This window comes from Curtobacterium sp. MCSS17_005 (genome assembly GCF_003234225.2).
Taxonomy (GTDB): Bacteria; Actinomycetota; Actinomycetes; order Actinomycetales; family Microbacteriaceae; genus Curtobacterium; species Curtobacterium flaccumfaciens.
In genome coordinates this window covers 870073-883185 of the sequence record NZ_CP126258.1, presented here as the reverse complement: position 1 = coordinate 883185, position 13113 = coordinate 870073, and the positions used below count along the sequence as shown (strand labels likewise).

Annotated in this window: 14 protein-coding genes; 8 read left to right on the top strand and 6 right to left on the bottom strand. The window is 71.3% G+C overall.

The genetic code is table 11. From position 1 onward, the window contains the following. Positions 1-43 precede the first annotated feature (43 nt). The 5 genes from xseA (at position 44) to DEJ20_RS04340 (ending at position 4398) form a co-directional block, all read left to right on the top strand. Positions 44-1279 (top strand): exodeoxyribonuclease VII large subunit, encoded by a 1236-nt coding sequence (gene xseA / locus DEJ20_RS04360; RefSeq protein WP_111055645.1) that lies wholly within the window; start codon positions 44-46, stop codon positions 1277-1279. 71 nt (positions 1280-1350) lie between these two features. Then, positions 1351-1596, top strand: a complete 246-nt coding sequence (locus DEJ20_RS04355) for an exodeoxyribonuclease VII small subunit (protein WP_017886728.1) — start codon at positions 1351-1353, stop codon at positions 1594-1596. Then, positions 1593-2228 carry a DUF4245 domain-containing protein gene (locus DEJ20_RS04350; protein WP_071405755.1) on the top strand — a complete coding sequence of 212 codons (636 nt, stop codon included), beginning with the start codon at positions 1593-1595 and terminating at the stop codon, positions 2226-2228. The genes DEJ20_RS04355 and DEJ20_RS04350 overlap by 4 nt, the downstream gene beginning before the upstream one ends. A 56-nt stretch (positions 2229-2284) precedes the next feature. Beyond that, positions 2285-2899: a carbonic anhydrase gene (locus tag DEJ20_RS04345; protein ID WP_027464510.1), complete on the top strand. Its 615-nt coding sequence runs from the start codon at positions 2285-2287 to the stop codon at positions 2897-2899. Positions 2900-2994: 95 nt separating this feature from the next. After that, positions 2995-4398 carry a class II fumarate hydratase gene (locus tag DEJ20_RS04340; RefSeq protein ID WP_111111195.1) on the top strand — a complete coding sequence of 468 codons (1404 nt, stop codon included), beginning with the start codon at positions 2995-2997 and terminating at the stop codon, positions 4396-4398. Positions 4399-4569: 171 nt separating this feature from the next. On the opposite strand, the gene phoH2 is transcribed toward DEJ20_RS04340, so the two are convergent. From phoH2 to DEJ20_RS04325, 3 genes are all read right to left on the bottom strand, one after another. After that, positions 4570-5931, bottom strand: a complete 1362-nt coding sequence (gene phoH2 / locus DEJ20_RS04335) for an RNA 5'-3' helicase PhoH2 (protein WP_173035851.1) — start codon at positions 5929-5931, stop codon at positions 4570-4572. 525 nt (positions 5932-6456) lie between these two features. Next, positions 6457-7566, bottom strand: coding sequence for an aminotransferase class V-fold PLP-dependent enzyme (locus DEJ20_RS04330; protein WP_110860697.1), 1110 nt, complete (start codon positions 7564-7566; stop codon positions 6457-6459). A gap of 85 nt (positions 7567-7651) precedes the next feature. Further along, positions 7652-8437: an isoprenyl transferase gene (locus tag DEJ20_RS04325; RefSeq protein WP_111235499.1), complete on the bottom strand. Its 786-nt coding sequence runs from the start codon at positions 8435-8437 to the stop codon at positions 7652-7654. A gap of 96 nt (positions 8438-8533) precedes the next feature. Here DEJ20_RS04325 and trhA point away from each other — a divergent pair, with 96 nt between their 5' ends. Further along, positions 8534-9256, top strand: a complete 723-nt coding sequence (gene trhA, locus DEJ20_RS04320; RefSeq protein WP_258377169.1) for a PAQR family membrane homeostasis protein TrhA — start codon at positions 8534-8536, stop codon at positions 9254-9256. Between the two features lie 203 nt (positions 9257-9459). Here the strand turns inward: trhA and DEJ20_RS04315 are convergent, their stop codons facing one another. Continuing rightward, positions 9460-9765, bottom strand: a complete 306-nt coding sequence (locus DEJ20_RS04315; RefSeq protein ID WP_111235406.1) for a hypothetical protein — start codon at positions 9763-9765, stop codon at positions 9460-9462. Continuing rightward, positions 9762-10652: a mycothiol conjugate amidase Mca gene (gene mca, locus DEJ20_RS04310; protein WP_027464504.1), complete on the bottom strand. Its 891-nt coding sequence runs from the start codon at positions 10650-10652 to the stop codon at positions 9762-9764. The genes DEJ20_RS04315 and mca overlap by 4 nt, the downstream gene beginning before the upstream one ends. A gap of 19 nt (positions 10653-10671) precedes the next feature. On the opposite strand from mca, the gene DEJ20_RS04305 reads away from it, so the two are divergent. Then, the gene (locus DEJ20_RS04305) at positions 10672-11163 is read left to right on the top strand and encodes a DUF4307 domain-containing protein (RefSeq protein ID WP_017886738.1); all 492 of its coding nucleotides are present in this window, start codon (positions 10672-10674) and stop codon (positions 11161-11163) included. A gap of 71 nt (positions 11164-11234) precedes the next feature. Then, positions 11235-11723 (top strand): transcription elongation factor GreA, encoded by a 489-nt coding sequence (gene greA / locus DEJ20_RS04300; protein WP_017886739.1) that lies wholly within the window; start codon positions 11235-11237, stop codon positions 11721-11723. Positions 11724-11846: 123 nt separating this feature from the next. Here greA and ilvA read toward each other — a convergent pair whose 3' ends face one another. Beyond that, a complete protein-coding gene (gene ilvA, locus DEJ20_RS04295) occupies positions 11847-13106 on the bottom strand; it encodes a threonine ammonia-lyase (RefSeq protein ID WP_071406124.1) in 1260 nt (419 codons plus the stop codon). Positions 13107-13113 lie beyond the last annotated feature (7 nt).

Here is a 13113-nt window from a genome sequence, read left to right as displayed (position 1 = left end):
CGGTCTCGGGCACGATGGACGTCCCAGCAGGACGAGGAGCGACATGGCGATCGAACAGGGCCCGCCGACGGCCGACAACCCGTGGCCGGTGGCGCTCCTCGGCGCGAAGCTCCGCGACTGGATCGACCGGCTCGGCACCGCGTGGGTCGAGGGCGAGATCACGCAGTGGAACGTCGCCGGCGGCAACGTGTACGGCAAGCTCAAGGACGTCGAGGTCGACGCCACCGTGTCGTTCTCCATCTGGTCGAGCGTGCGCTCCCGGGTGCCGGCGGACATCAAGCAGGGCGACCGGGTCGTCGCGGCACTCAAGCCGAACTACTGGGTCAAGGGCGGCTCGCTGACCATGCAGGTCGTCGAGATGAAGCACGTCGGGCTCGGTGACCTGCTCGAACGCCTCGAGCGCCTCCGCCGGACCCTCGCCGAGGAAGGGCTGTTCGACCCGTCCCGGAAGCAGCGTCTGCCGTTCCTGCCGCACCGCATCGGCCTGATCACCGGCAAGGACTCCGACGCCGAGAAGGACGTCAAGCGGAACGCGCAGCTGCGGTGGCCCCAGGTGGAGTTCCGCACCGTGCACACCGCCGTGCAGGGCGAACGGACCGTCGGCGAGGTCACTGCGGCGATCCTCGAGCTCGACGCCGACCCCGAGGTCGACGTCATCATCATCGCCCGCGGCGGCGGCGACTTCCAGAACCTGCTCGGCTTCAGCGACGAAGGACTCGTCCGTGCGGCGGCCGCGGCGTCGACCCCGATCGTCTCGGCGATCGGGCACGAGGCCGACCGCCCCATCCTCGACGAGGTCGCCGACCTGCGCGCCTCGACCCCGACGGACGCCGCCAAGCGGGTCGTGCCCGACGTCGCCGAGGAGCTCGCCAACGTGCGGGCGGCCCGCGCCCGGCTCGGGCTCCGGCTCTCGCACACGCTGTCGGTCGAGGCCGACCGGCTCGCCGCGCTGCGGTCGCGCCCGGCCCTGGCGTCGACCGCGTGGCTCGTCGACACCCGTGCGGAAGAGGTCGCGCGCGACCTGTCCCGTGCCCGCGAACTGCTCGACCGCCGACTCGAGCGCGGGCACTCCGAGGTCGGGCACCTGACCGCCCGGCTCCGGGCACTCTCACCGCGCGACACCCTGCGCCGCGGGTACGCCATCGTGCAGCGGGCCGACGGCGGTGTCGTCCGCGGCACCGACGACCTGTCCGGAGCGACGCCGGTGCACGTCACGCTCGGTGCCGGCACGGCCACGGGCACGCTCGAACCGGACGGCCCCGGCCCGGACGGCTCCTGACCACCGCGGGTGTTCTCCACAGCCTGGGTCCGAGCGACGGATCGTCGGTGGACGCTCGGTAGGATCGACCCGTGCCATCCCAGCAGGAACCCGAGCAGACCGACGTCCAGTCGCTGAGCTACGAAGCGGCCCGCGACGAACTCGTGCGCGTCGTGAGCGAGCTCGAACAGGGCTCCGCGACCCTCGAGCGTTCGCTGGCGCTCTGGGAGCGGGGCGAAGCCCTCGCCGCCCGGTGCGAAGAGTGGCTCGTCGGCGCCCGCGCCCGGCTCGACGCGGCCCGTGCCGCCAGCGACGCCCAGGACGGCTCCGGCCGATGACCGACGCGAACGGCCGCCCGATCGTCGCCGAGCTCGGTCGCCCCGAGACGGCAGAGGAGACGTGGGCCCGCAAGGACGCCGCCCGGACCGCCCGCCGGCAGCACCAGACCGCGTTCAACCTGGTCATCGCGCTCATCGCCTCGCTCGGCATCGTGCTGTTCCTGGTGGCGGTCGTCGTCCGGCCCGACACCACGGTGGACCGCACCGTCGACTACCAGCAGATCGCGGCGAAGGCGAACGTCGACGACGTCACCCTGGTGGCGCCGCCGCTGCCCGACGGCTACAGCGCCAACCGCGCGGACTTCGCCAGCAAGACCACCGACGGCGTGGACGTCTGGACCGTCGGCTTCGTGACGCCGGACAAGCAGTACCTCGGTCTGCAGCAGGGCATCGACGCCAACGCCTCGTGGGTGTCGAACCAGCTCGACCAGCGCCCGTCCACCGGTGACCGCACCATCGGCGACACGGAGTGGACCGTCTACGACCGCCGCGCCGAGGGCACCGATGCCGGCAACCACGCGTACTCGCTCGTCTCGACGTTCGGCAAGAACACGATCGTGCTCTCCGGCACCGCCGACGACAAGGCGTTCCGGACCGTCGCGACCGCCGTCTCCCGAGAACTGACCGAGTAGACGACGGGCACCGCCCCGCCAGTCACCACCCCGTCCCACCCGAACCGAGGAGCCCCATGCCCGACCGCGCCGCCTCCACCCCGTCCGACGCCCTGCGCCTGCTGGTCGACGGCAACGCCCGCTTCGCCGCCGACAAGCGCCGGATGGGCCGCGTGGACCCGGACCGCCGCACCGAGCTCGAAGGATCGCAGTCGCCGTTCGCGACCGTCCTCGGCTGCTCGGACTCGCGGGTGCCGTTCGAGCACGTCTTCGACGCCGGCATCGGTGACCTGTTCGCCATCCGCAACGCCGGCCAGATCGTCGACGACGTCGTGCTCGGCTCGATCGAGTTCGCGGTCGTCGCCCTGGGCACGCCCCTGGTCGTCGTGCTCCGGCACACCCGGTGCGGTGCGGTCGCGGCAGCGCGCTCCGGTGAGCCCGTCCCCGCTCCGCACCTGCAGGCCCTCGTCGACGCGATCGCCCCGAGCGTCGAGAAGGTCCGACTCACCGACGCCGAGCTCCCGCAGGAAGCCGTCGGCGCCGCACACCTCGAAGCCACCCTCCGCCAGGTGATCGAGCGCTCCGGCGCGGTCTCCGACGCCGTGGCCGAGGGTAGATTGGCCGTCGTCGGGGCGACGTACGACCTCGCCACCGGAGAAGTCACCATCGACACCGTCGTCGGCCAGGTCTGACCGACCCCGACGACGACCGCCCCGGCGACCCCGGGGCGCAGGCACGGGCCGGCGCGACCGCGACCGGCGAGCACCCCAGGAAGGACCACGACGACGTGACCGACACCACCCCGACCGAGTTCCGCATCGAGCACGACACCATGGGCGAGGTACGGGTGCCGAAGTCGGCGCTCTACCGTGCCCAGACCCAGCGCGCCGTCGAGAACTTCCCCATCTCGGGCACCGGGCTCGAGTCGGCGCAGATCGTGGCGCTCGCACGGATCAAGCGTGCGGCGGCCATCGTCAACGGTGAACTCGGCATCGTCGAGCCCGCCGTCGCCGACGCCATCGCCGGCGCCGCCGACCTGATCATCGGCGGGCAGCACCACGACCAGTTCCCGGTCGACGTCTACCAGACCGGCAGCGGCACGTCGTCGAACATGAACATGAACGAGGTGCTCGCGACACTGGCGTCCGACATCGCGGGCTCGGCGGTGCACCCGAACGACCACGTCAACGCCTCGCAGTCGTCGAACGACGTCTTCCCCACCTCCGTGCACGTCGCCGTGACCGAGGCGCTCCTCCGCACGCTCGTGCCCGCCCTCGAGCACCTCGCCGAGTCCCTCGAGGCGAAGGCCACGCTCTGGGCCGACGCCGTGAAGTCCGGCCGGACGCACCTGATGGACGCCACGCCCGTCACCCTCGGGCAGGAGTTCGGCGGCTACGCCCGCCAGATCCGCCTGGGCATCGAGCGGGTGCAGGCGACGCTCCCCCGCGTCGCCGAGGTCCCGCTCGGCGGCACCGCGGTCGGCACCGGCATCAACACCCCCAAGGGCTTCCCGCAGCGGGTCATCGCCCAGCTCGCGAGCGACACCGACCTGCCGATCACCGAGGCCGTCGACCACTTCGAGGCGCAGGGTGCGCGTGACGCCCTGGTCGAGGCCTCCGGTGCGCTCAAGGTGCTCGCCGTCAGCCTGACGAAGATCAACAACGACCTGCGCTGGATGGGCTCGGGTCCGAACACCGGCCTGGGCGAGCTGCACATCCCCGACCTGCAGCCCGGCTCCTCGATCATGCCCGGCAAGGTGAACCCGGTGATCCCCGAGGCCACCCTGATGGTCGGCGCCCGGGTCATCGGCAACGACGCCACCATCGCCTGGGCCGGTGCCTCGGGTGCGTTCGAGCTCAACGTCGCCATCCCGGTGATGGGCACGGCGCTGCTCGAGTCGATCCGCCTGCTGGCGAACAGCTCGCGCGTGCTCGCGGACAAGACCATCGACGGCCTGCAGGCGAACCTCGAGCGTGCCCGCGCCTTCGCGGAGTCCTCACCCTCGATCGTCACCCCGCTCAACCGGGTCATCGGCTACGAGGCTGCCGCCAAGGTCGCGAAGTACGCCGTCGCCGAGGGCATGACCGTGCGCGAAGCCGTCGTGGCCCTCGGCCACGTCGAGCGCGGCGAGGTCACCGAGGCGCAGCTCGACGAGGCGCTCGACGTCCTGAGCATGACCCACCCGAACTGACGCGACGCTCCTGACGCGCCCCCAGGACGGACGGGAGGCCCGGTGCCAGCTGGCACCGGGCCTCCCGTCCGTCAGGTGGCGGCTCGGCCCGCCTCACGCGCTGAGCGACAGGTCACGCGCCCGGAAGCGCGTGACCTGTCGGTGAGCGCGAAAACCCGACAGCGCCTGCCGCTACACCAGGTCGGGCGAGTCCAGCAGGTCCGTGACCAGGGCGGCGATCGCGGAGCGTTCGGACCGCGTCAGCGTGACGTGTGCGAACAGCGGGTGCCCCTTGAGCCGCTCGATGACCGACGCGATCCCGTCGTGCCGTCCGACCCGCAGGTTGTCGCGCTGCGCGACGTCGTGGGTGAGCACGACCCGTGAGTTCTGGCCGATGCGCGAGAGCATCGTGAGCAGTACGTTCCGTTCGAGCGACTGCGCCTCGTCGACGATCACGAAGGCGTCGTGCAGGGAGCGGCCGCGGATGTGGGTCAGGGGTAGCACCTCGATCAGGCCGCGCTCGATCACCTCGTCGAGGACGTTGTCCGACACCACCGAGCCGAGGGTGTCGTAGACGGCCTGCGCCCACGGGTTCATCTTCTCGCCGGCGTCACCGGGCAGGAAGCCCAGGTCCTGCCCGCCCACGGCGTACAGCGGCCGGAACACCATGATCTTCTTGTGCTGCTGCCGTTCGAGCACGGCTTCGAGTCCGGCACACAGGGCGAGCGCCGACTTGCCGGTACCGGCGCTGCCGCCGAGCGAGACGATGCCGATCTCCGAGTCGAGCAGGGCGTCGATGGCGAGCCGCTGCTCGGCCGAGCGTCCGCGGAGTCCGAAGACCTCGCGGTCGCCGCGCACCAGTGCGACGGCGCCGGCGACGTGCACGCGGCCGAGGGCCGATCCGCGCTCGGAGTGGATGACGACGCCGGTGTTCACCGGGACGCCGTCGAGCTTTGCGGACCGGATCTCCTCCTTCTCGTACAGGTCGGACATCTGCTCGCCGGAGACCTGCAGGTCGGCGATCCCGGTGTAGCCCGAGTCGACCGCGAGTTCGGCGCGGTACTCCTCCGCCGCCATGCCGATCGACGACGCCTTGACCCGGAGCGGCAGGTCCTTCGACACGACGACGACGTCGAGCCCGTCGTTCTTGAGGTTCGACGCGACGGCCAGGATGCGGGAGTCGTTGTCGCCGAGCTGCAGGCCTGACGGCAGGACGGACTGGTTGGAGTGGTTCAGTTCGACGCGGAACGAGCCGCCGTCGCCGATCGCGATCGGGAAGTCGAGCCGCTCGTGCTCGATGCGCAGTTCGTCGAGCAGCCGGAGGGCCTGCCGGGCGAAGTACCCGATCTCCGGGTCGTTGCGCTTCGACTCGAGTTCGCTGACGACCACCACGGGCAGGACCACGGCGTGCTCGGCGAAGCGGAACAAGGCCCGCGGATCGCTGAGGAGCACCGATGTGTCGAGCACGTACGTGCGCTGGGCGACCGATGTGGACGAGTCCGCGGTGTGCTGCTGCTGTGCTCCGCGCGAGACGTTCTGAGAGGTCACGACCACTCCATCCCCGGGCCGCGACGGGCCCGGTCCTGTCCTCGAACGCGGCCACGGAGCGGGTCCCGAAGCACCGACTGTGGCCGCTTCGATCGGGCGCGGTGCCCGATGGGGACAACGTACGTCCGGCCCCCGACACCCCGACAGCGACACGCGGTTTCCGGAGTTACGGTCGCGTGAACAACGCGAGCGTGGCTCGCGACGCCGCGTGCGGCGGTGGCGCCGAGTGGTCACGAACTGTCGGGTGCGACGGCGCCAGCCGACAGATGGTGACCACCCGGCGGACGTCAGGGGGTGCCGTGACCGCTCGCGGGCTGCGGACGGGAGGCCCGTGGCGGCCTGGCACCGCGCCTCCAGGCCGTCCGGTGGTCGCGACTCGTCGCGCGCGTGGCTCCGGCTGGTCACGAACCGTCGGGTGCGACGGCGCCAGCCGACAGATGGTGACCACCCGGCGGACGTGAGCGGGGTGCCGTGACCGCTCGCGGGCGGCGGACAGCGAACAGCGGACAGCGGACAGCAGCCGCGCCGCTGCTACTGCATCGTGGCGTACGAGACGCAGGCGTCGCGGAACATGTCCAGGGTCTCGTCGGTGGTCGACGGGAACACGGACACCCGCGCGACGCCGAGCCGCGTGGTCGCGGTGACGCCGTGGTTGTGCATCGCGGCGGACAGGGCCGTCACGCGACCCTGCGTCGGCCGGAGCACCACGATGCCGGCGCGCTCGGCCGGGTCGCGGCTGGACTCGACCTCGAGCCCGAACTCGTCGGCGATGGCGAACACGCGCTCGACGCGGTCGGTGACCCGCTCCTGCACGGCGGCGACGCCGACCGCGGTGAGGCGCTCGAGCGACACCGCGAGCCGGGCCTGCGCGACCGGATCGATGCGGGACATCTGGAAGCCGGCGGCCCCCGGACGCACCGCCGGGACCTCGGTGGGCCAGCCGGAGGTGCCGTGCGGGCCGGACAGTGCCGGACGGATCCGGTTCAGGGCGCGGTCGCTGAACGCCACGAACCCGGTGCCCCACCCGGCGTGCAACCACTTCTGCCCGCCGGTGGCGACGACGTCGGCGACCTCGTACGGGGCGTCGACGACTCCGAAGCCCTGGATCGCATCGACGATGAGCAGGCGGTCGCCGATGACCTCCCGGATGGCGGCGAGGTCGGTCAGGTAGCCGGTGCGCCAGTCGACCAGGGACACCGCGACGGCGGTCACCTCGTCGGTCAGGCGCTCACGGATCAGCTCGGGGGTCACCCAGCCGGCACCCGACTCGATGACGACGGGCTGCACCCGTCCGCCGGTGGCCGAGGCGGCGCTGGCCAGTGCGAGCGGCAGCGACGGGTACTCGTCGGCGGACACGAGCACACCGCCGGTCAGACCGAAGGCGGTGTGCAGCAGGCCCGGGGTCGTCGCGGCCTGCGAGACGACCTGGTCCTCGCGGCGGCCGACCAGGCGGGCGGCGACGGTGCGGACGCGGGCGTCCTGCTCGTCGAGGGTCTCCATCGCGCCGAAGCGCATGTGTGCCTGGATCGTGCCGAGCACACGCTGCTCCTCGAGCACGGCGGTCTGCACGGGGCCGAACGCAGCGTGGTCGAGGTAACCGGGGTCTTCGGAGAAGCCGGCGGCGTACTCGTCGATGTTCACAGGTGGTGCACCTTTCACAGGGTTGAACCCTGAGAGCCTACTGGGACGCGGCTCCGCCGACGAACCCGGTGCGGGAGGTGGCTGCTCAGCCGCCGAACCGACGCGACCGGAGTCCGAAGTCGCGGACCGCCCGGAGGAAGTCGACCTCGCGCAGGTCCGGGTAGAACGCCTCGACGAAGTAGAACTCGCTGTGCGCGCTCTGCCACAGCATGAAGTCGGAGAGCCGCTGCTCGCCCGAGGTCCGGATCACCAGGTCGGGGTCGGGCTGGCCCTGCGTGTACAGGTGGTCGCCGATGAGCTCCGGCGTCAGGACCTCGGCCAGGGTGTCGATCGTGCCGCCACCCGCGCCGTGCGCCTGCACGATGCTGCGCATGGCGTCCGCGATCTCACGACGGCCGCCGTACCCGACGGCCAGGTTGACGTGCAGCCCCGTGCGTCCGGCGGTGCGCTGCTCGGCCCGTTCGAGCGCGGTCACCAGGTTGTCCGGCAGCCCCTCGTTCGAGCCGACGTGCTGCACGCGCCAGTCACGGTTGTCGGCCAGGACCCCGGCGAGGTCGGCGATGATCCCGACGAGTTCCTCGAGCTCTTCGCCGCCACGACCCGTCAGGTTGTCGGCGGACAGCAGGTAGAGCGTCACGACCTCGATGCCGAGGTCGTCGCACCACGTCAGGAACTCCGGGATCTTCGCGGCGCCGGCACGGTGGCCGTGCGCGGCGGACTCGAGCCCGAGCTGCTTCGCCCAGCGGCGGTTGCCGTCGACGATCATGGCGACGTGCTTGGGCTTCGCTGCACCCTCGAGCTGGCGGCGGATCCGGCGCTGGTAGGCGCGGTAGAGGATCCCTCGCCCTGTCCATCCCGCCGTCCCGGTCACGCACCGAGCGTAGTGCACCACCGACACACGATCCCTGAGGCTCCCGCTCTGCGGACACGTGGCTGTCGTTCGGGGTCAGGCCCTATGGTCGGGAACATGCAGGACGAGCACGAGACCGGAACACTCCCCCACGTCCCGTTCACGGAAGAGGCGTCGGCGACCGCGACCACGACCACGACCGCCGAACCCCGTCCGGCCTGGCGTGGCTGGATCCACCTCGGTGCGTTCCCGTTCGCGATCGCGATGGGGATCGTCCTGATCACCCTCGCCGACAGCACGGCAGCGAAGGTCGGCAGCGCGGTGTTCATGGCGACGTCGTTGGCGATGTTCGGTGTCTCCGCGACCTACCACCGGTTCCCGTGGGGGCCGAAGGTGAAGGCCGTGCTGAAGCGCATCGACCACACCAACATCCTGCTGCTCATCGCCGGCACCTACACGCCCGTCGCGATCTGCGCCCTGCCGCACACGCTCATGGTCGTCGTGCTCTGGGTGATGTGGTCGGGCGCCGCGCTCGGGATCGCGTTCCGCGTGCTCTGGATCAACGCCCCCCGCTGGCTGTACGTCCCGATCTACCTGGTGCTCGGGTGTGCTGCCCTCGGGCTGCTGCCGCAGTTCTTCGCGGCGAGCGTCCCGATGACCGTGCTCATCCTGTCCGGCGGCGTCGCCTACATCATCGGCGCACTGGTCTACGGCTTCAAGCGGCCGAACCCGGTGCCGACGCAGTTCGGGTTCCACGAGGTGTTCCACGCCCTGACCGTGGTGGCCTTCGGTGCCCAGTGGGTCGGCGTGCTCATCGTCGCGCTGGACCCGGTGCGCTGACCGTCGCAGGTTCCTTCCCAGAACGGGTGCGATGCCTGGTGGTTCCGGGCGTACTCACCCGGAAGTTCTGACGAGGTACGCCCGGTTCGACCAGGTACGCCCGGTTCCGGTAGGCGCGCCCGGTTCCGGTAGGCGCGCCCACAAGGCGGACTGGAGGCCCGTGGCGATGCCGCCACGGGCCTCCAGTCGGACTTGCGGTCGCGTCAGCCGCGCTCGGTGTCGTCGCCGACGTCGGCCCGGCCGTCCTCGGCCGCCCGCCGCTCCGGCTCGTCCGTCGCGGTGCCGTCCGTCGCGGTGCCGTTCGCCTCGGCCTCGAGCCGCTCACGCACCTCGGCGCGGTAGCGGGTCCGACGGATGCGTCGGGTCATGTCGACCACGAGCAGGATCGTCACGATCGCGACGAGTGCGATCGCGATGAACCCGACGACACCCGGGGTGACGTCGACGTCGGGGACGACCGAGGGGCTGGGACTGGGGGTGGCGGCGAGTGCCGCCGCGATGGTGCTCACGAGGTCGGTTCCTTGTCGGCTGGGATCCCGGCGAACAGGTCGGTCTCCGGGAGCTCGGTCGGCACGCGTGCCTCCACGAGCTGGTAGTCCTCGGTCGGCCACACCGTCGCGAGGAGGTCGTTCGGCCAGTAGAAGAAGGCGCTGTCCGGAGCGACCTGGCTGGCGTGGGCGCGGAGTGCGGCGTCACGCTGGTCGAAGTACTCGTGCACGTCGACGTGGGTGGTGGCGAGGTCGGGCCGGTCGGCGAACCGCTCGACCCACTCGCGCAGTTGCTCGATCGCGGGGCTGTCCGGGTCGCGCTCCTGCAGGGCTTCGAAGATCGTGCTGAAGCGGCGCGGGTTCATCGTGCGCTCGTAGTAGAGCTTCGCGATCGACCACGGGGCACCGGCGGACGGGTACGCCGACGGGTCGGCGGCGGCGGACCACGCGGCCATCGACACCTCGTGCGTGCGGATGTGGTCGGGGTGCGGGTAGCCGCCGTTCTCGTCGTAGGTGACGAGCACGTGCGGGCGGAACCGGCGGATCACGCGGACGAGGGCCTCGGTGCTGTACTCGAGCGGCACCGTGGAGAACGTGCCCGGCCGGACCGTCTCGCCCTTCTCGGCGTCGGGCAGCCCCGAGTCGTGGTAGCCGAGCCACACGTGGTCGATGCCGAGCGCCTGCTGCGCCGCGGCCATCTCGGTGCGGCGGTACCCGGCCATGTCACGGTGCGCACGGCTCGTGGCCGGCTCGCCGAGCTGGTCGTTCAGGATGTCGCCGGCCTCGCCACCGGTGCAGGACACGACGAGCACCTGGTGCCCGTCGGCCACGTACTTCGCGGCGGTCGCGGCACCCTTGCTCGACTCGTCGTCGGGGTGGGCGTGGACGGCCAGCAGACGGTAGGGCACGTGGGGTTCCTCACTGCGGGTGAGCGGCGTCGGACGCGGGCAGCGCACAGCATCGCGTGAACTACCCTGGGATCAGGATATCCACCCCGGGAGCCCCGAACTGTCCGAACAGCACCAGACCGCCACCCTCGACGAGCGCTACGGCCGCACCCCGGCCCGCAAGCGCCGCAGCCGCCTCTTCGCGATCGTCGCGGCCATCGCGGTCGTCGTGGTCTTCGGTGCGTGGGTGATCTGGGCCGGGCTCGACCAGTCCGACCGCGGCCTCGACCAGGACGTCATCGGGTACGAGGTCCTGTCCGAGCACAGCACCGTCGTCCACTCGCAGGTGTCCGTCGACCCGGGTGTCGAGGCGAAGTGCGCCGTGCAGGTCCTCGACAAGAGCTACTCGATCGTGGGCTGGAAGGAGATCACCGTCCCGGCGTCCGAACAGCGCAGCCGGAGCATCTCCACGCAGGTCACCACGACGACGCGGGGCGTGACCGGCTTGATCCACGACTGCTGGATTCCCTAGACTGTCCTGATTCGCCTCTCGAGACCGACCACTCGGCCGGTCTCGTTTTTTCATGGTCGAAGGGACAGAACATGAGCAACGACACGCAGGTCACCTGGCTGACCCAGGAGGCGCACGACCGTCTCAAGGCGGAGCTCGACGAGCTGAGCGGCGAGGGCCGTGCCGAGATCGCGCGCCGCATCGAGGCCGCTCGCGAAGAGGGCGACCTCAAGGAAAACGGCGGCTACCACGCCGCGAAGGACGAGCAGGGCAAGATCGAGGCCCGCATCCGCGTCCTCACCGAGCTCCTGAAGCACGCCACCGTCAGCGAAGCGGAGTTCGACGGCACCGTCGAGCCGGGCACCGTCGTCACGGCGGTCATCGCCGGCGACGAGTCCACCTTCCTGGTCGGCAGCCGCGAGATCGTCGCCGAGGGCTCCGACCTGACGGTCTACAGCCCCGTCAGCCCCGTCGGCGCAGCCATCGTCGGCCTCAAGGCCGGCGACAAGGCCACCTACACGGCGCCGAACGGCAAGGAGATCGCCGTCGAGGTCGTCAAGATCGAGCGCTACGAGCCGTAGACCCGGCCCACTGACAGACGGGAGGCCCGTGGCGACACCGCCACGGGCCTCCCGTCTGTCCGCCGGTCGCGCCCAGGGCGCGCACCGTACTTCCGACAGTCCACGCGTCGAACGACTCGTGGACTAGTGCTCGAGGAGTTCCGGGCGGAAGCCGACCTCGTGCAGGCGCTGGATGACCTCCTGCGCGTGCTCGGGGCCACGCGCCTCGATCGACAGGTCCAGTGCGACCTCGTTGATGACCAGGCCCTGGCCGTGGCGGGTGTGCAGCACCTCGACCACGTTCGCCCCGGCGTCCGAGATGACCTGGGCGACGCGGGCGAGCTGACCCGGGCGGTCCGGCAGCATGATGCGGATGCCGATGTAGCGCGAGGCCGCGACGAGCCCACGGGTGATCACGCGCTCCATCATGAGCGGATCGATGTTGCCGCCGCTCAGCAGCACCACGGTGCGGCCGGTGTCGCGGACGGCACCGGACATGATCGCGGCGACGCCGACGGCCCCCGCTGCCTCGACCACGAGCTTGGCGCGTTCGAGCAGGACGAGCAGGGCGCGGGCGGTGTCGTCGTCCGAGACGGTGACGATGTCGTCGACCAGGTCGCGGATGATCGGGAAGTTCAGGTCGCCGGGGCGCGCCACCGCGATGCCGTCGGAGATGGTCGGCTTCGTGGTGATGGTGACGGGCTCGCCGGCGGTGATCGACGACGGGTAGGCAGCGGCGTTCTCCGCCTGCACGCCGATGACCCGGATCGGCCGTCCGAGCCGCTCGGCCATGCCCTTCACGGCGAGCGCGATGCCGGAGATGACACCGCCGCCACCGATCGGCACGACGACGGTGTCGACGTCCGGCACCTGGTCGATGATCTCGAGGCCGAGCGTGCCCTGCCCGGCGATCACGGCCGGGTGGTCGAACGGCGGGATGAACACGGCGCCGGTGTGGGCGGCGAAGTCCTTCGCGGCGCTCAGCGCCTCTTCCACGGAGTGCCCCCGCAGCACGACGTCGGCGCCGTAGTGGCGGGTGGCCTGCAGCTTGGGCAGGGCGACCCCGACCGGCGTGAAGATCGTCGCGGGGATGCCGAGTTCGCGGGCGGCGAGTGCGACGCCCTGCGCGTGGTTGCCTGCGCTCGCGGCGACGACGCCCTTGGCGCGCTGCTCGGCGGACAGGGTCGAGAGCCGGTTGTAGGCACCGCGCACCTTGTACGCACCCGTGCGCTGCAGGTTCTCGCACTTCAGGTGCACCGGCGACCCGAGCAGCTCGGCGAGGAACTGCGACGTCTCCATCGGGGTGACGCGTGCGACGCCCTTGATGGTCTCGCGCGCCGCCTCGATGTCCGCGAGGGTCGGGATCGCGGCGAGCGTGTGCGGGGAGGCGCTGGTGTCGGTCACTCCCCCA

Bases quoted from the DNA above. Each gene is read 5' to 3' on its own strand.
- DEJ20_RS04345 (WP_027464510.1), top strand. From the start codon at position 2,285: ATGCCCGACCGCGCCGCCTCCACCCCGTCCGACGCCCTGCGCCTGCTG.
- DEJ20_RS04350 (WP_071405755.1), top strand. From the start codon at position 1,593: ATGACCGACGCGAACGGCCGCCCGATCGTCGCCGAGCTCGGTCGCCCC.
- greA (WP_017886739.1), top strand. From the start codon at position 11,235: ATGAGCAACGACACGCAGGTCACCTGGCTGACCCAGGAGGCGCACGAC.
- xseA (WP_111055645.1), top strand. From the start codon at position 44: ATGGCGATCGAACAGGGCCCGCCGACGGCCGACAACCCGTGGCCGGTG.
- trhA (WP_258377169.1), top strand. From the start codon at position 8,534: ATGCAGGACGAGCACGAGACCGGAACACTCCCCCACGTCCCGTTCACG.